Raw genomic sequence first — 20,014 nt, forward strand, 5'->3', positions numbered from 1 at the left:
CTATGAGTAGCAATCCCAAAAAATACAAATGGCATAAGGTGGCCGAATCGGTAGCGGAACTCGAATTCGGTCCGAACCACATCGCCGTAGCTCGGATGGACGGTAAGGATATCTGTATCGGCCTGTACCGCGAGCAATTGTTTGCCTTCGCTTACAAATGTCCGCATGCCAGCGGGCTGATGGCCGAGGGCTTCATTGATGCCCTGGGCAATGTGGTCTGTCCGCTTCACCGCTACCGCTTCAGCATGTCCAACGGCCGCAACGTCAGCGGCGAAGGTTACTACCTGAAACACTGGCCCATCGAACTCCGCGACGAAGGCGTATTCGTTGGCGCCGAAGACAGGGGCCTCTTCGGCTGGTAACTCTGGTTCACCCGTCGGGTGGCACCCGACGGGTGAACCAGGATAAGTTCATTTTAACATAACAGGAAATTTACCGGGGGGTAATATAAGTGGAGCACTTTCATGGTTCAATTCTGACACATGGAATGGATGCAGGGGATACTTGACGCCGACCGGGAACTATTTTTATGGGTGCAGCAGGCGGGCGCCAGTGAATTAACCGACCGCTTGATGTTGCTGCTGCGCAAGCCCGCCACCTGGATTCCCTTGTATGCCTTCCTCCTCTATTGGGTGATCCGGTATGCCCGCCCCTATGCCCTCCCGTTTTTACTGGTAACAGCCGTGTGTGCCGGACTGGCGGATTTTTCCTCGGCCTCCATCTTCAAACCATTGATCGGCAGGCCGCGCCCCTGTTATGAACCCGCTCTCGATGGGCTTGTCCGCGAACTGGTAGGCTGCGGCGGCCAGTATGGCTTTCCCTCCTCACATGCTTCCAATCATTTTGCCCTGGCCACCTTCTGGTATTGGTCCATCTATATCCTTCGCGGCCAACGCTGGAACTGGCTCTTCGTTTGGGCCTTCCTGATAGGTTATGCGCAGATTTATGTAGGCAAACACTATCCGGTAGACATTATAGGCGGCGCGGCGCTTGGCCTCTTTATCGGAACCGGCGGGGCCAAGTTGTTTGAATGGTGGCACAACAGGAACCAGGTGCGCAAAACAACAGAACCCTATCCCCTGCCCTGAAGCCTATGCCGAAACAGCTCTTTCGCTTACTGGTCGCTTTCGGGGTTTTAGTCAACCTGCTTCCGATAGCCGGCACCATCATGGAACCCGATGGGGCATTATATGCCAGTATTGCCAAAACGATGGTGTTAAGCGGGGACTGGGTAAACCTTTATGCCCATGGGCGCGACTGGCTTGACAAACCCCATTTCCCCTTTTGGGCCGCGGCCCTCAGTTACAAGATATTCGGAATCAGTTCCTTCTCCTACAAATTACCGGCCCTGCTCTTCTGGGCCCTCGGCGGCTGGTACGCCTGGAAGCTGGCCCGCTGGCAGTATTCCGAAACCGTGGCACAGGTGGCCCTGCTGATCTACCTGACCGCCCTGCACCTGGTCATTTCCAACAATGATGTACGTGCCGAGCCCTACCTCACCGGCATGCTGGTGGCTGCCGTCTACCATTTCGCCCGCGCAGGCGCCCTTTCGACCCGGCGCCTCACCCCCACCCCCACCCGTCGGGTGCCACCCGACGGGTGGGGGTCACTTTCAGCAGGTTTTCCGCACAAACAAGCCCCCGGCTCCGGTATTTTTGACTATTTCACCCGTCGGGTGGCACCCGACGGGAGGGGTGGGCTGGCACACCTCGTTGCGGGAACCGCCTTTACCGCGATGGCAGTTATGACCAAGGGCATTTTCATCCTGGTTCCCCTCGCGGGGGGATTCCTGGCCATTTGGGCCGTCAGGGGCGAATGGTGGCAATTGCGCCGCAGCCGCTGGTGGCTGGCGATATTGCTGCTGTCCCTGGCCATCCTGCCAGAACTCTATTGTTTATACCTGCAGTTTGATCTGCATCCCGAGAAAATGGTTTTTGGCCGGACGGGCGTTTCAGGCATCCGGTTTTTCTTCTGGGACAGCCAGTTCGGGCGATTTCTGAACAATGGTCCCATTAAAGGCAAGGGCGATCCCTTGTTTTTTATCCATACCCTGCTCTGGGCCTTCCTGCCCTGGTCACTATTTCTGTACGTGGGAGTTTACCAACGGGTGGCCGGTTTTTTCGGAAAAGCATCTTCTCTAACATCGGTGCAAACCGACCCCGGGCTGATCAACCTCTTTGTTGCCCTTATCTCTTTCCTGCTATTCTCGGCCTCGCGGTTCCAGTTGCCGCACTACGTGAATATTGTATTCCCCTTCCTCGCCATCCTGACCGCCTCCTGGCTGGCAGAGTTTAACCCGGATGGAAAGCCATTCCGACTGGCAGGAAGGATCCAGAAAGCTATCGCGATCCTGCTGTTTGCGGGGATGGCAGTCCTTTGGATGATGATGAATGCGGGAAAGGGATGGTGGCCACTGGTTTGGCTGTTGGCGGCAATGGCGGGCTGGCTGCTGGTTGTTAGAAAGACAGCAACCGGACTGGCCAGGCTGGTTGCGGGAACCAGTATTGCAGCCATGTTTTTTTATGGTTACCTGAACCTGTTTTTTTACCCGGTGTTGCTGGAATACCAGTCTGGCACCGCGGCTGCAAACTGGGTCAACACGCATTATCCGGGTGAGCCGGTTTACATGATCGACCCACATTCTTATTCCCTGGAATTATATACCAAATCGCCGGTTCTCTATGCCGACCGGGATGAATTGCCGGGTATGCGGGAGAAATCAGCCGCCTGGTGTACACCTCCCGTGAGCAGGCCGACACGCTGGTGATGAACAGCAAAACTATACTTGTAAAAAGTTTCCCGCACTATCATATATCGAAATTAAAAATAGGATTTCTGTTGCCCGGCAAGCGGGAAAAATACCTTCAAAAGCGGGTGCTGGTGAGGGTTTGGGGACAGACATCGGCAGCAAAGCAACCTGAGGGGGAAAAAGATTCGCAAGCCATTAAATAAATCGGTTAAAAATTTTGTTCGAGTGTAAAAAATCCTATTTTTGCACTCCCCAAACAGGGAACCGGCCTGGTTTAAAAGGGCAGACATATTCCTCCTTAGCTCAGTTGGTTAGAGCATCTGACTGTTAATCAGAGGGTCGCTGGTTCAAGTCCAGCAGGGGGAGCTGAAGATGAAGCAGTTACAAACTTTGTAGCTGCTTTTTTTTGCCATTTGCTCAAAAACTGTGAACATACCAACGTGGAAAAAGCAGTTAAATAAAATTAATATCACTTTAAAGTTACGACTTAAAATAAGTAGGAAACCATTCAGTCAATTGATAGTTTTCTCAAAAAATCACAAGGCATCATAAACTCACTGTTGATTTACCTGAATGGTTACCGGCGTTGAAACAAGATTATAAATCGGAGAATAAATATCAATTTCTTGTTCCGGTGTTTCAAGAGAAATGAGTAATGAGTAGCGGGTTTTTTGTTGCCATCTATCCAATGGTTTTCTATCCTTCCACCATCCTGTTACCGGATATAGAGCGATGAAATTGCAGGTCGAAAGTTCTGCCGCCGTTGCTTCCCAAATATCCGAATGCACAGACCCTAAATTCCGAAGGTTAGGTCCGATCTTCCATCTGTCTGATCCGCTTTCTGTTTCAACAACTTCTTCTTCGTCACGTAAAGCAAGGTTTATTCGTTTGAGAAATTCTTCTTCTGTTTCTGTTGGATTGTTTACTTCAAACCGGAAACCATAAGATTGATATCTGTACCGATCTTTCCAGCCAATTTCACCTGGAGCCGGTTCAATAAAGTAAGAAAGGGTAATTCTAAACTTCACTTTTGTTTCAGCCAACCCGAGCAGCATTTCTTTCGGCCAAGGCAGCTTAAAAAAGTGCATGTCTTTTGCGATCACCCTACCAGCTTCATTAACAGTGAAAGGCTTGATTTCTTCCTCAGCAATAAGCGTAAATGAACTTTGAGTATTCTGGATAGCTTTGGCAATGTTTGGAACACCGTAGCCACAAATGCGCATCAAGTTTTCTATGTGTTGCTTCTTTGTTAGATCAATTGAAAACTGGTTGATAATGGACTCTGTCCAATCGGCAGAATGGATAAGTAAACCACGTATGGTTTCAGGCCAGGAGTTGGGATATGCAGTAAGAATCTTAGCACACATCCATGAAGTATATGCAGTAGATGCACTGGTTCCCGAAAATGCATCGAACTGATTATTCAATGGCCTGCGTGAAGTTGATAAAATCGCAAAATCATCTATACATCCCACAATACTATTATCAGGCGCTTTCAAAATATTTCCGCCTTCTAAAACTATATCAGGCTTCAATGGCCACTTTCGACGCTCCCATGTTGTGGAGGTAGAGCTGTAAGGAGATAGCTCACCAATGTTGGCAATGGGTGAATGTCCGTTATTGTATGCAGGGTCTGTAATGATAATCTTGTCCGTAACTGCTCCGATAGTCAAAGCGTTCCAGGCTTGAGCCGGATCTTCCACTGAAATGGAAATATTACTGTCAGGATAGTTTTGATATTCCACATCATCTCTCACATTGCCAGCAGAGATTATTATCAATCTTTTTTCGCCTTCTATTTCCCCAAAAGCCAACTGGTCAATTGCGGATGACCAGGAAGTGGGTCTTCCCCTGTATATTTTTTCCTGGGAAGTTACCGCCATGCAATAAACCTGTTTTCGGTTAGGTGCTGCCAATTCAGAACGGCTAATGCCCTGGCTTGTTATAGCTCCATACAATTCCCTATCGTTTTGCCCGACAGGTGGCAAAATCTTTACTGAACTCAGTTTGTGATTTATTTCAAGTGCCTCCTGAGATTCTAATAAGATTTGTAAATCGCCATAAGCTGAAATACCTGCCATCAACGTACCATGCCCATCATCGTCATTCGGTCCCCATCCGGGTTCAACTGAATGCTTATCGTTATCATGTAACACAGGGGCAAGAAGCAAATGAGCATTATTGACTCCCGTATCCAGAATACATACACCTATATCGTTGGGAAATGAGAAAGAAGCTCGTTGTAACAGGTTTTGTACCCATGCTACCTGGTCCGCATTATTTTCAGTAAGCCAAAATCTTGCTGTTTCTCTAAGCAATCGCATCTCGGCTATAAAGTCGCATTGTTCAATTAATTCCATTAACTGCGCACGATTTGCTCTAATGAGTCGAACCATCCTTTCAGGAAATGCCAGTTGTTGACTGCTTAACTGTATATCTATTAATTCACAACTTCGCTGGATTTCTGCATTTATTTCCCCTGCATTCTTACCCGTGTAGAGCCAAACTTCACACCACGCCTTGTTTTCATTTGGAATTAAAGAAGGGTTATCTGTCCAAAGTGACAAAACAGATGCAAGACTTATACTTTCTATACTATTTACAAGATTTGCGTTCTTAGGGTTTTCTGCCTTTGTATTTTTAAACTTATAGTCAGTTATTTTCTTTCTGAATATTTTTTCTTCATTCTCCGGCACATATACAACTGCCTTAATCGTTGTGTTATCGGGAGTATCTCCTTCGGTTTTGATATTTAATAACCGTATGTTTTTCGGAAGATTTTCAAGGCTTTTTGTTACTAAACTATACCCTGCTCTACCAGAAAACTCCCAATAGGAGCCGCTTTTAAAAGGCAACTGATTCTGAATTCTTTCTTGTTTGGTTTGCTGAATAGCACTTTCAGTATTGGTAAACTCCTGCAACAATTTATTGCTATGCTGATTCCTGTTGCGAACAGGTATTTTGTCTGAACCGAAACCTTGTCTCGGTTGGAAATCGTAAGAAACAGCAATATTGTTTAGGAATATGTGAGGATTATTATCGGCCATCGTTATTTCTTACCAGCATAAACACTCCTCTTTTGCTCCAAGAACTTGATCAGTTTAGCTTTCTCAACTTTCGTTTTATTACGCAGAATTGCGTCTTTTATGGCATCCTGACAAGCAGAAGTAATTTCAGCATGGCTTAAACCCAATGCTATTTTCACAAGAGGTTCGAGTATAAAGGTGGATTTAAAGGATGAAAGTTTATTTGTTAGAAGTTTTATTATTTCCTTTTCGGATGGCAGGCTGTATGTGATTATATCATCAAACCTTCGGAAAAGTGCCTGATCTAAAAGCGAAAGGTTATTGCTGGCCGCCAATATCAAGCTATCCGATTTGTCTTTATCAATAAAATGAAGGAACGAGTTTAGTACCCTTCGCATTTCACCTACGTCATTGTCTTTCGCCCTTTCACCACCAATGGTATCAAATTCATCAAAGAAATAAACTCCTTTTTTTTCTTCTATTACTTCAAATATTTGCCTCAGCTTATTTCCCGTTTCACCCATGAACTTTGTCATTAGCTTGTCCATGAGGATGACGTATAAAGGGAGCTTTAATTCCTGTGCAATCACGGAGGCCGTCATCGTTTTTCCGGTACCCGGCACACCAACCAGTAAAATCTTCCTGCGATTAGTCATCCCGTATTTATACAGCTTATGACTTTGCTTATATTCCAGCAGTATGCGATCAATCTTTTCAGTTACTTCCTCTGATACTATTAATTCAGCTTTTCTTTCGGCTGGTACAACTTCTAAAATCAAGTCGCCAAAATCGCTGGCAAAAGGCTTTAATTTAACGACCTTACTTGCCTTGCTTTTGTCAATTAAATCCCGGATTTCAAACGCAAATTCAGAATGGCCTAACTTGGCTTCGTAGGCAGCAATCTGCAGGACCAACGTCGTAAAACGATTTTGGTCATTGTTTATGTGTGCCTTAATCAGACTTTTTACCTGTTCTGCGTTGGCCATAAGAGATTTTCTTCAAAAAGATTAATATACTTCTTTTCTTTCAATGCAAAGTAATTAAACCTATTTGAAATTTTTTGCAGTAAGTACCTGTACCTCAACAAAAAGGCATAAAATCCATTAGCAGCCTTTTAATTATCCCTTTTTCGTTTTACTTATTCCGACACAACTCCGACACATTCAATCATCAAAGGTTCAATTTTTATTTTTTTTCAGTCCATTTTATGCCCTCAGAAAATAAAACTTAAGTATGTCATACTTTAACAACCTGTTTTTGCATTTCGACTCAATACCTTCCAATGGTTAGTCCTAGTACTGTACTCCTTTCAATGATTCTCTGGCATTTACAATCTTTAAGATGTCTTGATTCTTTATTGGATATTTTTAAGCTGGTAGTCTCATTTGCTGACAAATACTGTTAACCCGCCAACAATCTTACGTAACCTTCTTTGTTTATTTTGTTCAAGATGCACAGGTTGACACAAAATCGCTGAATCTACCCTTCCTGATTAATTCATCCAGAACATCGCCGTAATGATAGGCTTTAGGAATAAAAGGCGGCTTTTCCGGTTTTTTCATAATTATGCCCAATTATTTACAAAATTAGGAGCAAACCCTCATTATCTCCTAAAATCACTTAAAATATGGAATAATTATGAATTACCTATATTATTGTTTATCAACTAAATAAAGCACTTTTTTGCAAAAGTGTTTTTTTAACCAGCCCATAAATATCTGAACTGATTTACCAAATCTGTTTAACGAAACCTTTTGCAAATACAATCCTTCCGCTGCCCTATATAATCGCTGTAACCGTGATTTTAATGAACAGGGATTTGCAAACCGATTAGCCAGAGGGATTAACTTACCAGGGAGTGTTAAAGAAAACTTTCCAGGAGCAACCATAAGTGCGCTATAAATCACTTTAATGCCAAATACCTTTCCTGATGTACAATCCGAGGAACTTCAGACATCAGTCCTGGGTAAAACGACAGCTCCTGGCCAGGATAAAAGGTTTCATCACCTGGCACTTGTATTAGTCGGAAATTTGCTTATTTTGTAGGCGCCCAAACAAACCTTAAACCGTTGAAAACGAATGGCTAAAGCAAAAAAGACAAAAGAACAAGACCAACGACCATTTGAACAGGTACTCTGGGCATCGGCTGATAAACTACGAAAGAACCTCGATGCGGCTGAATACAAACACGTTGTTCTCGGATTGCTTTTTTTAAAATATGTCTCTGATGCGTTCAATGACCTGTATCAGAAAATCAATAACAAAGAAGGTGAGTTCGCCTACGATGATCCCGAAGATCGTTTAGTTTATTCCGCAAATCACGTCTTTTTCGTACCGGAAAAAGCCCGGTGGTCCTACCTTGTCACAAGGGCGAAACTTCCTACCATTGGTCAGGAAATCGATGATGCAATGGATCTGATCGAAAAGGAGAACCACAAGCTCAAAGGGGTTTTGCCCAAACAATTCGCCCGACCTCAACTGGATAAAACTGTCCTGGGTGAACTGGTAGACCTGATCAATAACATCGACCTGGGTAGTGCTGCAGCTCGCATGAAAGACATGCTGGGCGTGGTGTACGAATACTTCCTTGGACAGTTTGCCCTGGCTGAGGGTAAAAAGGGAGGGGCGTTCTACACGCCATTATCGGTGGTAAAGCTGCTCGTGGAGATGCTGGAACCCTACAAGGGTAAGGTATATGACCCCTGTTGTGGCTCTGGTGGGATGTTTGTGATGAGTGAAAAATTCGTGCAGAACCACCAGGGGCGTATCGATGACCTTACTATTTACGGGCAGGAAAGCAACCAGACAACATGGAGGCTATGTGTGATGAATCTTGCCATCCGCGGGATCGACCCGGAAATGGTAAAATGGAACAATGAAGGATCTTTCCTGAAAGACGCACACCCGGATCTAAAAGCTGACACAATTATCGCCAATCCCCCATTCAACATTTCGGATTGGTCCGGGGAACAGCTACGCACAGACGCGCGTTGGAAATACGGAGTTCCACCCACTGGCAACGCGAACTATGCCTGGTTACAACACATGATCTACCACCTGGCTCCGAAAGGAAAAGCAGGGGTAGTGTTGTCAAAGGGTGCACTGACTACCAAACAATCCGGGGAATACGAGATCAGGAAAGCAATGATTGAGGATGGCATCGTGGAATGTATCGTTAACCTACCTGCAAAACTGTTCCTGAACACACAGATCCCCGCTTGCTTATGGTTCCTGAACCGTGATAAATCGCGGAAACGCGCTGGTCAGATCCTGTTTATTGATGCCAGGGATCTCGGGCATTTAATCAACCGCAGAACACGTGAGCTTAGTGATGCGGATATTGCAAAAGTTTCCGACACTTACCACCATTGGAGCCATGAACGTGAGAACTATGAAGACATTCCAGGGTTTTGTAAGAGTGTAGCTATCAGTGAAGTTGCTGCGATGGACTATGTTCTAACTCCTGGAAGGTACATCGGGCTACTGGATGATGAGGATGAGTTCGATTTTACTGAGCATTTTTCGAAATTGAAACTAGAACTAGAAAAACAATTTTTAGATGAAATTCGGATAAATGAAATCATCTCTGCTAACCTTCTAAAAATTAAAATAAATGAATGAAGAGCAGTCCTTTCTGGTGAGTAAATTAAAATGTGCGGTTGAAAATGTTTACCGGGAAGAAAGATTTTTATTGACCTACTCCGAAGGTGACAGAGAAGGTTTAGAGCAAGCTTTTGTTTTCAGGGTAGGGATACAATTAAGCAATCTGCTAAGAGAAACCACTTACGCATCATTGGATTTGGATTCAGAATACAATAAAAATCATGGAAACACCAAAACATCAATAAGGTTCCAAAATGGATTGAGACCAGATCTGATTATTCATCAACGGGATTCTAACAAAAAGAATATGTTAGTTGCCGAGTTTAAAGGTTGGTGGAATAACAATATTGAAGATGATTTAAAGAAATTGGAAGACTTAACTAATCCAAACGATAACTATCATTATCTGATTGGTGTATTTGTCAAAATTGGTCAAACAGAAGCAACTTATCGTTATTTTATAAATGGTTCAGAACATGAGTGATTGGAAAGAAATTCCACTTGGTAAAGTACTTGAATTCGGAAATGGTAAAGTAAAACCGAAAAGAGTAGGTAAAATCCCAATTTATGGAGGCAATGGAATTTTAGGATTCGGGAATGATTTTAACTACGAGAACGAAACAATTATTATTGGAAGAGTGGGTGCTTATTGTGGTAGTGTTTATTATGAAAACAGACCTATATGGGTATCTGACAACGCTCTGGCAGCAAAACCGAAACAAAATTATGATGCAAAATTTATCTATTACTTTTTAAAGCACATTGATTTAAATCGATGGGCTGGTGGGTCAAGTCATCCATTGGTCACCCAAACATTACTAAAATCCTTGGAATTTTCAATTTGCACAAATCCAAAGGTACAATGTGACATCGCTGAAGTCCTCAGCTCACTCGATGACAAAATCGATCTGTTACACCGGAATAACAAAACTCTGGAGCAGATGGCGGAGACGTTGTTCCGACATTTTTTTGGGTTAGATACTAACGACAGCTGGGAAAGTGTTTCGGCAATGGAATGTTTTCGCTTAATAGGAGGAGGTACACCAGCAACAACTCAATCAGCTTTTTGGGGAGGCAACATCAAATGGATGTCAGCAAAAGATATAACTGAAGCACATAAAGGTTTCATCCTTAGCACAGAGAAGACCATTACAGTTTCTGGACTTCAGAACAGTTCTACTAAAATACTTCCAAAGTTTGCTACAGTAATCAGCGCGCGAGGCACCGTGGGAAAATATTGCATGCTGGCTGAGCCAATGTGCTTTAGTCAATCTAACTATGGAATCCTACCGGTTGATGATGAAAGCTTCTTTTTCACTCATCTCTTGGTGGCAAGTTTAGTTAAAGAACTTCAAGCTGCTTCTTACGGAACAGTTTTTGACACAATTACTACAAGGACTTTTTCAGATATTAAAGTCCCTCTCCCGCCTCATGAGCTTGTAAAAAACTTTAACGAGATCGTATCTCCATTTTTTGAAAAGATGCTTCTTAACAGTCAACAGATGGAATCCATAAGAAAGCTGCGGGACAGCCTATTACCCAAGCTCATTGCAGGTGAAATTATTGTATCAACAGAACTGCCACAAAGTCTGGTATCATGAAACCACTAATATCACCGTTATATCTATACCGACTGATCCAAGAAGTAAAGGAAAAGCTATTCGATTCTTTTGGTTCCTATGATAATGTGAGAATGTACCTGGAGCGATGGCATGATTCGAACGGGTGGAATTATCAAAACTTTCAATTATTCAATAGAGATGACGGGAAGATCGATGTTTTGAAAACTTTAAACGGGATGGAAGGCGAACTTTTACTCAAAATCGCAGTTGACCTTGGAGTCGCTACGCCAGATTACATCCCAATGGTGGCAACATTTAGGAATGAGATAAAATCGAGTTACAAAACCGCATACCAAACATTCGAAAAGGCAATGCGAGATGTCGAAGAACATCCAAATATTGCTGTGGGGTTAGTAAATTCAGCGTTAGAAAGTATTATAAAAGAGATCTGCAAAGATGACAGGTTGAAAGTCGTTGCGGATGAGCGGAATACGCTTTATGACTTAGCTCAGAACTTGCTAAAGGCACTTGGAATTTACCCAAATAATAGTCTACCAGAAGAGGTTAGAAACATAGCTAGTGGGTTACTGAAGATCGCCCACCAAATTGAAAAACTAAGAAGTTCAAAAACATATTTTCACGGTAAGGCTGATGATGACAAGATAGTTAATGATCCGTTACTCGCATATTTCACTGTAAACTCCGTGACGACTGTAGGTGTTTTTCTAATCAACTTCTACAAAGCAAAATTTCCACCTCCTATGGGCAACCAAAACAATATTAACCCAGACGAATTACCGTTTTAACCATGACCCGCATCGCAGAAAACCTTATCGAAGAATGGGTGGTTCAGGCACTGACCGACAAAGGATTCACGTACCTGATCCCGGAGTACATGGACCCGGACCACACCAGCAGCAAACGTGCCAATTACACCGATGTCATATTGGTTGAACCCCTGCACGAAGCCATCAACCGCATCAACCCGACAGTCCCGGCAAATGCTCAGCTCTCGGTTGTCCGGGAAGTTCTTCGCGCTCCTGGCCAGGGTGACCTGACCACATCCAACCAATACTTCCACCGCCTTCTGACCGAGGGCGTTGATGTTACCTTCATGGATAAGGGAGAAGAACGCACCCAGAAAGTTTGGCTGATCGATGTAGAACACCCGGAAAATAATCAATGGCTGGTAACCCACCAGGTAACAATACTGGAGAATGGCCAGAATAAACGACCGGACGTGATTGTCTACATGAACGGCATCCCCGTGATTGTTTTTGAGCTAAAGAACGCAGCCGACGAAAACGCAACCATTGACAAAGCATACCAACAACTTCAAACCTACCACAAAGCAATCCCAACCCTTTTCACGTATAACTTACTGGAAGTAATATCAGACGGACTGGAAGCAAAAGTTGGCACCATCACCAGCCCCATATCCCGGTTCATGAGCTGGAAAACGGCAGACGGTAAAACCACCGCATCCGACAAGGTCAATGAGTTGTCGGTAATGCTGGATGGTCTATTTCAACCGGAAGTATTAGCGGAGTTATTCCTGAACTTCATCGTTTTTGAGCGGGCAACATCCGAAGATCCCAAAACAAAAACCCTGAAAGTTGTAACTATCAAGAAGGTTGCCGGGTATCACCAGTACTACGCTGTCAAAAAAGCTGTTGCATCCACAAGTGTCGCCAGCGGTGAAAACGGTAATCGTAAAGGTGGGGTAGTCTGGCATACGCAGGGTTCTGGCAAAAGCCTGAGTATGGTTTTTTTCACCGGGATGCTTGTCAAAGCCTTGAATAACCCAACCATAGTGGTCATAACGGACAGAAACGACCTGGATGATCAACTCTTTGAGACCTTCGCCAACTGCAGCCAGTTACTTAGACAAACACCCATCCAGATTGACAGCCGGGAAAAACTCGTGCAGGAACTGAAGAACCGTCAAAGCGGGGGTGTAATATTTACTACCATCCAGAAATTTATACCTGCAGAAGGAAGTAACACCTTTCCAAAGTTAAGCGATCGCAAAAACGTGATCGTCATTGCGGACGAAGCCCATAGGACACAATACGGACTAGAAGCGAAAGTCAGATACATCAAGGACAAAGCGGGGAAAGAAATCGGAGCTGATCACGATTATGGTTTTGCCAAACACATGCGGGACGCTCTCCCCAACGCTACTTTCATTGGTTTCACTGGTACTCCGGTTGAATCTTCCGATAAAAACACCAAAGCAGTTTTTGGTGAATTCGTCGACATTTACGACATCGAACGAGCGGTCAGGGATGGAGCGACGGTTCCTATTTATTATGAAAACCGCTTCGCTAAACTCAAGCTTAAATACCAGACTGCGGATGAACTGGAACACCTCCTGGCAGCGGCCGCAGAAGGTTTACCCGACTATACGGTTCAGGCAGCCATCGATAAGTCCACCCGACAGGAATCGATTGTTGGTCATCCCGATAGGATTGCATTGATCGCACAGGACTTAATCACCCACTTTGAAGATCGATCCTCTACCCTGGAGGGGAAAGCATTGATTGTCTGCATGAGCAGAAGAATCGCGGTTTCAATGTATAACCAGATCGTAGCGCTGCGCCCTGACTGGCATGGCAACACAGACGAAACAGGGAAGATCAAGGTAATTATGACCGGATCTTCATCGGATGAACAGGAACTGCAACCTCATATCCGGAACAAGGCAGGGAGAACCAGGATTTCAGCGAGGCTGAAAGAACCGACCGATGAACTGAAAATGGTAATCGTCGTGGATATGTGGCTCACAGGTTTCGATGCACCGGTTTTGCACACACTGTACCTGGACAAGGAAATGGGAGGACATAACCTGATGCAGGCGATTGCCAGGGTGAACCGGGTTTTCAATGATAAACCCGGGGGACTGGTAGTTGACTACGTTCCGGTTACAGCTAGCTTGAAAGCAGCTTTAAAAACATACACAGACAACCAGGGTAAGGGTGAGCCGACCCTGGACATCGAGCAGGCAGTTCAGGTTATGTTGTCAAAACTTGAAGTGGTACAGGCTATGCTTTACGGATTTGATTACCAGGAATACTTCACTGCCGATATGAACCGAAAACTGAACATCATCCTAGAGGCAGAGGAACACATTTTAACCCTGGAAAAAGGCAAAGAACGATTTATTACAGAGGTAACTGCCCTAAGTAAAGCCCACGCATTAGCAAAAGCTGAACGGGAAGCAGATAAAATCAGTCACGAAGTTGCCTTCTTCCAGGCGATCCGTGCCCGGTTGGCCAAGTACGATATCCTGGTCACAGGACAACAGCGAAAAGATTTCGAAGGAACGGTAAAAGCACTGGTGGAAAGTGCAGTGGCAACGGATGGAATGATCAACATCCTGGATGTAGCAGGAATGGACCGACCTGAAATTTCCATCTTTAGTGAAGACTTCATGCAGGAAATCCGAAAGATGAAGCAGAAAAATGTCGCGATTGAGATCCTCAAAAAGCTACTTTCTGACCGGATAAAAATCAGCTTCAAGAAAAACATCGTACAGAATAAGACATTCAGCGAACGGTTACAGGATGCGGTTAACCGGTATAACAGCAAATCAATTACCGCGCTGGAAATGATTGAGCTGCTGTTGGAGATATCCAACGACGTGGAACAGGAAGGTAAACGTGCAAACAATCTGGGATTAAATGCAGCGGAAAAAGCATTCTACGATGCACTGGCAGCAAATGGTTCTGCCCGGGATCTGATGGGGGATGAAAAACTGATGGTTATCGCAAAAGAACTGGTGGAACGGGTTCGCAAAAGCACAACAATCGACTGGACAATACGGCAATCCGCTAAGGATCGGGTTAAACTGGAGGTAAAACGGATTCTACGCAAGTACCAGTATCCGCCGGATGATGAACGTCGCGCCACAGATACCGTGCTGGAACAGGCGGAGATGCATGCAGGAGAACTTGTTTAACCAAAATAGCTTTCTCCATGACATACGAAGAAATTGACAGTTTTTTTGCTCGTAACAAACCGGCAATGCAATTTGTACAAACAGCTTCAGATGATTACGTTGGTGCTCGGGTATGCTTCACAAACGCACTCATAAACCAGGGTTATGTTTTTTCCCAACAAGCTGTTGAGAAGCTCTTAAAAGCGTACATTTTGTTACTTAAACCGGAGGAAAAAGTACATCATAGAAGACACTATCCCAGTCACGATCTTAACTACCTGCTCGAGAAATTACATGAGTTCTCCAAACTTGACACATCTCAATACAAGGAACTTTGTGCAGTGTTAACTGCAACCTATCCATATTTTCGGTACCCATCTGCAGATTACTTAATGAAGTTGCCTTACAGAAAGTTCTCCACCGCTCTAATACATGACGTTGACTCAATGTTCATTGAGCTTTACATTCGGCTCCCACTGCCAGATCCCGTAAAAGTTAGATGCGGAATCCTTGGGTATCTTAAAATATCCAGATGGGCAAAAGCAGTTGGCCACGTAATAACAGGAAACAGAGCGTACGAGAAATACATCAACTACTTTGCTCACCCGCTTGAATGGTACACAAATCCGGAGAGCAGATCAGCAACTCTAACAACTGAAATAAAAATTCGTAGGATGGATGAGTGAGAGGCACACCACCCACCGGACTTTACCCTGTTTAATAAATACACTTTACATAGTAACGCATAAAACATGTAAATATATACCCATGAACACCCTGAAGATCGTCATTAAAGCCCAGTACTTCGACCTGATTGCATCCGGGGAAAAGACAATTGAATACCGGGATGTCACTCCCTTCTGGACCAGTCGGTTATTTGATGAAAATGGGAAGCGAAAATTGTATGAGCGCATCGAGTTCATCAACGGCTACAACATTAATGCACGCAGAATGGTAACCGGATTCGAAGGATTTACCACCGGAAATAACCATCCAGACCAGAAAAACCACCCACGAACATTTCATTCTTATATAGATCAGTATTTCCGTGGATACTTTTTTCAGGATCGAGCGTATCACAGACACTCCACTCCAGCCTCACCAGGGTTCTTTTGCCTGAGACTCCATCCTCTGGATTAGCATTTCTACCGTTTGCACACTACCAGAGTTTATACTGTAAAAACTAATCCGACTTATTGAATCGAGCCTTAACGCCCGGCCGGATTATCATTCGCAGGGACTGGTCTTTGGTAAAATAGGCTGCCGTCCAGTTGTACATGGTTATAATCCTGTTGCGGTAACTGATCAATGAAAAAAGATGCACGAATAGCCACATGGCCCAGGCAAACCAACCTTTAAATTTCATCCTGGGCTTTGGAATTTCGGCTACTGCCTTGTTTCTTCCTATAATCGCCATTGATCCTTTATCATAATAGGAGAATACTGTAAGCGGTTTCCCGTTTTGCATGGCTTTAAAATTCCTGGCCAGGTTTTTCCCCTGCTGAATGGCCGGCTGCGCTAATTGCGGATGTCCCTGCGGAAATTTTATATCCGTTGCCTGTAAGCAGGTGTCGCCAATCGCATATATATTTTGCGTGCCCTGCACTTTATTGTATTCATCTACCAATAATCTCCTGCCTCTACCATAACTTTCTTCCGGAACGCCATCGAATACCCTGGATGTTACTCCTGCTGTCCAAACCAGTAACCTCGATTGAATGGATTCACCTTCAGCGAAGATCACGGTATCATCCACATAGTCTTTTACCTGCGCACCCAGCTTTATTTCCACTCCCATCTTTACCAATACATCGTAGGTGTATTTTTGCGATTGTTCGCTCATTGGTGTTAGTAACACCGGCGCACCATCTGCCAGGATGATGCGCAATTTATTTCCCGCTAATTCAGGATAATCTTTTTCCATAATATTCATCCTCATTTCAGCAAGCATGCCCGCTATTTCAACGCCGGTAGGTCCGCCACCTGCAATCACAATTGTACCCAGTTTTCTTCTTTCAGCACTGTCAGTAGTAATGGTTGCATTTTCCGCTGTTTGAAGTAATGCATTACGAAGTTCAATCGCATCATCCACCGTCTTCATTGGCAAAGCGTTCTTCCGGATATTTTCCATGCCAAAGAAATTACTTTCGGTTCCCGTAGCCAATACAAGATAATCGTAGGACAGTTCGCCTGTTGATAATATCACTTTGTTTTCTTCCGGAACTATTTTTTGCAATTCCGCCAAACGAAAGTGTATATTCTTTTTACCATGAAATAATTTACGAAAGGGATAACTGATACTGGAAACTTCAAGAAATCCCGTGGCTACCTGGTATAAGAGAGGTGGGAAGAAATTATAATTATTCTTATCAACGAGTGTAATATGAAATGTTGCAGTATTTGTCAGATCTCTTGCCAGGGTAATGCCCGCAAAACCGCCTCCGATGATTACAATCTGCTTTTTCATGCTGATCATTTTGGTGTCTGCAATAAAACCATCTCAATCCCAATGCTGGCAGTCCTTCCATTTCGTTGGCAGGCGGTTAAATGGATTAGTCGATTTTTATTGCTGGCACCCGGGAATATTACATGTGAATTCATGATTCAGGTTGTATTGCCTTGCTCATTTGCAAAGTAAGCAAAAAGAACGAACTGGTTATTTCGGCAAATAGCTCCTCAGGCCAATACTGTTTTTAACAAAACGGCTACAAACTTATCATGGTTCGGCATAAATAACATCAGCCCTTCTGAACAATGTTTCCTAAAGAAAAGCATAATCCGTGTACCCCTTTTCTCCCCCGCCGAACATGGTTGCCATGTCAGGTTCATTAAGTACAGCGTTTAATTCAAAACGCCTGGGCAGATCGGGATTGGCCAGGAAAAGAACACCATAGGAAATCAAATCCGCCACTCCGCTTTGCAGGGCAGCTTCGCCACTTTCCTTATCATAGGATCCATTTGCGATTACTGTATGCTGTATCTGTTTGGAAAAAGTTTCCACAATATCTTCCGGATATCCGGGCAACAGGGGGAACATGGGACTCTTGCGCATCAGGTGCACGTAAGACAGGGGCATTTTATTCAGGGCCCCGATCAGGTAACCAAAGGTAGCCAGCGGATCTTTGGTTGCAATGCCACCATAGGGCTGGGTGGGGGAAATCCGGATGCCTGCTTTATCCGGGCCGATAGCTGCCACCAGTGCCTGCATCACTTCCAATACAAACCTGCTGTTGTTTTCTATGTTCCCGCCGTATTCATCTGTTCGCAGGTTGGCCGATTCGGCCAGGAACTGGTTGGGTAAATAACCATTGGCCGCATGCAGTTCCACGCCATCAAATCCGGCTTCCATTGCATTACGGGCAGCCTGTGCATAATCCAGAACAATCTGCCGGATCTCCGGAACCGTCAGTTCCCGTGGTGTTTCATAAGGTTTCAGTCCCTGTGAGGTAAAATGCTGTGCACCTTCTATGGCAATGGCTGAAGGAGCCACCGGTAATTCACCACCCCTGTCGATGGAATGGCCAACCCGGCCGGTATGCCAGAGTTGCGCATAAATAACAGCACCCTTGTCGTGCACTGCCTGCGTTACTTTTTTCCAGGCTTCGATCTGTTCACGGGAATGGATACCCGGGGTAAAGGGACTTCCCAAAGCCTGTTTGGAAATATTAATGGCCTCAGAGATGATGAGTCCGGCAGTAGCTCTTTGTGTATAATACAATACAGTCAAATCACCCACCACCCCATTCAGGTCGGCGCGGCTCCTGGTCATAGGCGCCATCGCCATGCGGTTCTTCAGTTGGAGGTTTCCCAGTTGTACTGTTTCAAATAATTTCATATAAATAGTTTAATGTTTACGGTATTCAAGCCACAGCTTATTTATCAAATAATCGTTCTTCCAAATTTTTATCAAAACTAGTACGTATTACTATACTTTTGTTACTAGTTACACTTTGAATAGTAGTTACATAAATGATACTAACATGAAGAAGCAGGCTAAAGAACATACGGATGACTCCTGTAAAAAAGCGAGACTGGCCATCCAGGATACCCTGGATGTGGTGGGCGGCAAATGGAAGCTGGTATTGATTTCCATATTGCGCAACGGCAAAAGGAAATTCAACGAATTATCGCGGGAAGCAGGTATCAGTCCGCGCATCCTGTCGAAAGAATTGCAGGAGCTGGAGATCAACGGACTGGTGAGGAGGAACGTCTGTAACACCAAACCAGTGACCGTTGAATATGAATTAACGACCTACAGCAAGAGTTTATCGGAGGTCATTCTCTCCATGCACAAGTGGGGCCTTGCACACCGCAGGAAAATCATGCGGGATTAAGAGTTACCATACATGTTTGACTCACCTCCATCTATCGCAATAGTCTGACCGCTGACATATCCGTTATCTTCACTTAACAGAAAGGCAACCAGTTTGGCTACTTCATGTGGCTGTCCCAATCGCCTGGTTGGGTTTCTCTGGGCATATTCAGTTTCAGCGGCTTTGGGGTCTGCCGGATTAACCTCTTTGAATGCCTCAGCAACCATGGGAGTAAGAATAGCGCCGGGGGCAATAGCATTGGTGAGAATCCCATCCCTGCCATATTCCAATGCGGCATTCTTTGTCATACCGGAAACAGCATGTTTACTTGCCACATAGGGCATTTGATTGAGCACTCCACGAATCCCGCCCACGGATGCAACATTCACAATGCGTCCAAACTTTTGCTTTTGCATCACAGGAATAACATAACGCATTCCATAGTAAACGCCCATCAGGTTGATATCAATTACCTTTTTGAAGATGTTAACATCATATTCAGTGATGCTTGCCTGCTTTCCTTCAATGCCAGCATTGTTGTAGAGTCCGTCAATTCTTCCAAAAGCCTTTACGGTTTCATCCACATAATTCTTAACCGCCTCTTCTTTTGACACATCAGCCACAATGGTGATGATTTTCACATCGGGAAACTCTTTTCCCAGTTCTGCCCTCGCATCATTCAAACTCTTATCGTTATAATCAACCAGCACAATATTTGCTCCCAATGATGCCAGTTCTTTAGCTGCTGCAAAGCCGAGACCCATGGCAGCTCCTGTAATAATGATTACTTTGTTTTTCATGTTTTCCATGATAATAATTTT

At 44.5% G+C, this 20,014-nt stretch carries 16 protein-coding genes and 1 tRNA gene; 12 read left to right on the top strand and 5 right to left on the bottom strand.

Going from position 1 to position 20,014, the window contains the following annotated elements; all coding sequences use genetic code 11:
- Positions 1-2: 2 nt before the first annotated feature.
- The 4 genes from BC349_RS09955 to BC349_RS09970 all read left to right on the top strand — a co-directional run bounded on the left by BC349_RS09955 (position 3) and on the right by BC349_RS09970 (position 3,115).
- Positions 3-362, top strand: a complete 360-nt coding sequence (locus BC349_RS09955) for a Rieske (2Fe-2S) protein (protein ID WP_187256580.1) — start codon at positions 3-5, stop codon at positions 360-362.
- A 120-nt stretch (positions 363-482) separates the two neighbouring features.
- Positions 483-1,088, top strand: a complete 606-nt coding sequence (locus BC349_RS09960; protein ID WP_187256581.1) for a phosphatase PAP2 family protein — start codon at positions 483-485, stop codon at positions 1,086-1,088.
- Between the two features lie 5 nt (positions 1,089-1,093).
- The gene (locus BC349_RS09965) at positions 1,094-2,767 is read left to right on the top strand and encodes a glycosyltransferase family 39 protein (protein WP_187256582.1); all 1,674 of its coding nucleotides are present in this window, start codon (positions 1,094-1,096) and stop codon (positions 2,765-2,767) included.
- Between the two features lie 274 nt (positions 2,768-3,041).
- Positions 3,042-3,115: transfer RNA gene (locus BC349_RS09970), tRNA-Asn, on the top strand.
- Between the two features lie 188 nt (positions 3,116-3,303).
- Here the strand turns inward: BC349_RS09970 and BC349_RS09975 are convergent.
- Together BC349_RS09975 and BC349_RS09980 are read right to left on the bottom strand one after the other, a co-directional pair.
- A complete protein-coding gene (locus BC349_RS09975) occupies positions 3,304-5,796 on the bottom strand; it encodes a S8 family peptidase (RefSeq protein WP_187256583.1) in 2,493 nt (830 codons plus the stop codon).
- 2 nt (positions 5,797-5,798) lie between these two features.
- Positions 5,799-6,761 (bottom strand): AAA family ATPase, encoded by a 963-nt coding sequence (locus tag BC349_RS09980; RefSeq protein ID WP_187256584.1) that lies wholly within the window; start codon positions 6,759-6,761, stop codon positions 5,799-5,801.
- A 1,093-nt stretch (positions 6,762-7,854) separates the two neighbouring features.
- Here BC349_RS09980 and BC349_RS09985 point away from each other — a divergent pair.
- From BC349_RS09985 to BC349_RS10015, 7 genes are all read left to right on the top strand, one after another.
- Positions 7,855-9,396 carry a type I restriction-modification system subunit M gene (locus BC349_RS09985; protein WP_187256585.1) on the top strand — a complete coding sequence of 514 codons (1,542 nt, stop codon included), beginning with the start codon at positions 7,855-7,857 and terminating at the stop codon, positions 9,394-9,396.
- Positions 9,389-9,862 (top strand): hypothetical protein, encoded by a 474-nt coding sequence (locus BC349_RS09990; protein ID WP_187256586.1) that lies wholly within the window; start codon positions 9,389-9,391, stop codon positions 9,860-9,862. The genes BC349_RS09985 and BC349_RS09990 overlap by 8 nt, the downstream gene beginning before the upstream one ends.
- Positions 9,855-10,979 (top strand): restriction endonuclease subunit S, encoded by a 1,125-nt coding sequence (locus tag BC349_RS09995; RefSeq protein ID WP_222840134.1) that lies wholly within the window; start codon positions 9,855-9,857, stop codon positions 10,977-10,979. Before BC349_RS09990 ends, BC349_RS09995 begins: the two co-directional genes overlap by 8 nt.
- Positions 10,976-11,746 carry an abortive infection family protein gene (locus BC349_RS10000; protein ID WP_187256588.1) on the top strand — a complete coding sequence of 257 codons (771 nt, stop codon included), beginning with the start codon at positions 10,976-10,978 and terminating at the stop codon, positions 11,744-11,746. The genes BC349_RS09995 and BC349_RS10000 overlap by 4 nt, the downstream gene beginning before the upstream one ends.
- A gap of 2 nt (positions 11,747-11,748) precedes the next feature.
- Positions 11,749-14,901 carry a type I restriction endonuclease subunit R gene (locus BC349_RS10005; protein WP_187256589.1) on the top strand — a complete coding sequence of 1,051 codons (3,153 nt, stop codon included), beginning with the start codon at positions 11,749-11,751 and terminating at the stop codon, positions 14,899-14,901.
- Between the two features lie 17 nt (positions 14,902-14,918).
- Positions 14,919-15,566 carry a HEPN domain-containing protein gene (locus tag BC349_RS10010; protein ID WP_187256590.1) on the top strand — a complete coding sequence of 216 codons (648 nt, stop codon included), beginning with the start codon at positions 14,919-14,921 and terminating at the stop codon, positions 15,564-15,566.
- 82 nt (positions 15,567-15,648) lie between these two features.
- A complete protein-coding gene (locus BC349_RS10015; protein ID WP_187256591.1) occupies positions 15,649-16,020 on the top strand; it encodes an ASCH domain-containing protein in 372 nt (123 codons plus the stop codon).
- 43 nt (positions 16,021-16,063) lie between these two features.
- Here BC349_RS10015 and BC349_RS10020 read toward each other — a convergent pair whose 3' ends face one another.
- The gene (locus BC349_RS10020; RefSeq protein WP_187256592.1) at positions 16,064-17,347 is read right to left on the bottom strand and encodes an NAD(P)/FAD-dependent oxidoreductase; all 1,284 of its coding nucleotides are present in this window, start codon (positions 17,345-17,347) and stop codon (positions 16,064-16,066) included.
- A gap of 294 nt (positions 17,348-17,641) precedes the next feature.
- Positions 17,642-18,715 carry an alkene reductase gene (locus BC349_RS10025; protein WP_187256593.1) on the bottom strand — a complete coding sequence of 358 codons (1,074 nt, stop codon included), beginning with the start codon at positions 18,713-18,715 and terminating at the stop codon, positions 17,642-17,644.
- A 145-nt stretch (positions 18,716-18,860) separates the two neighbouring features.
- Here BC349_RS10025 and BC349_RS10030 point away from each other — a divergent pair, with 145 nt between their 5' ends.
- Complete coding sequence (locus BC349_RS10030; protein ID WP_187256594.1) at positions 18,861-19,214, top strand: winged helix-turn-helix transcriptional regulator; 354 nt, start codon at positions 18,861-18,863, stop codon at positions 19,212-19,214.
- Here BC349_RS10030 and BC349_RS10035 read toward each other — a convergent pair.
- A complete protein-coding gene (locus tag BC349_RS10035; protein WP_187256595.1) occupies positions 19,211-20,002 on the bottom strand; it encodes an SDR family oxidoreductase in 792 nt (263 codons plus the stop codon). The genes BC349_RS10030 and BC349_RS10035 overlap by 4 nt on opposite strands.
- Positions 20,003-20,014: the final 12 nt, after the last annotated feature.

The organism is Flavihumibacter stibioxidans (assembly GCF_014332695.1).
GTDB classification, from domain to species: domain Bacteria; phylum Bacteroidota; class Bacteroidia; order Chitinophagales; family Chitinophagaceae; genus Flavihumibacter; species Flavihumibacter stibioxidans.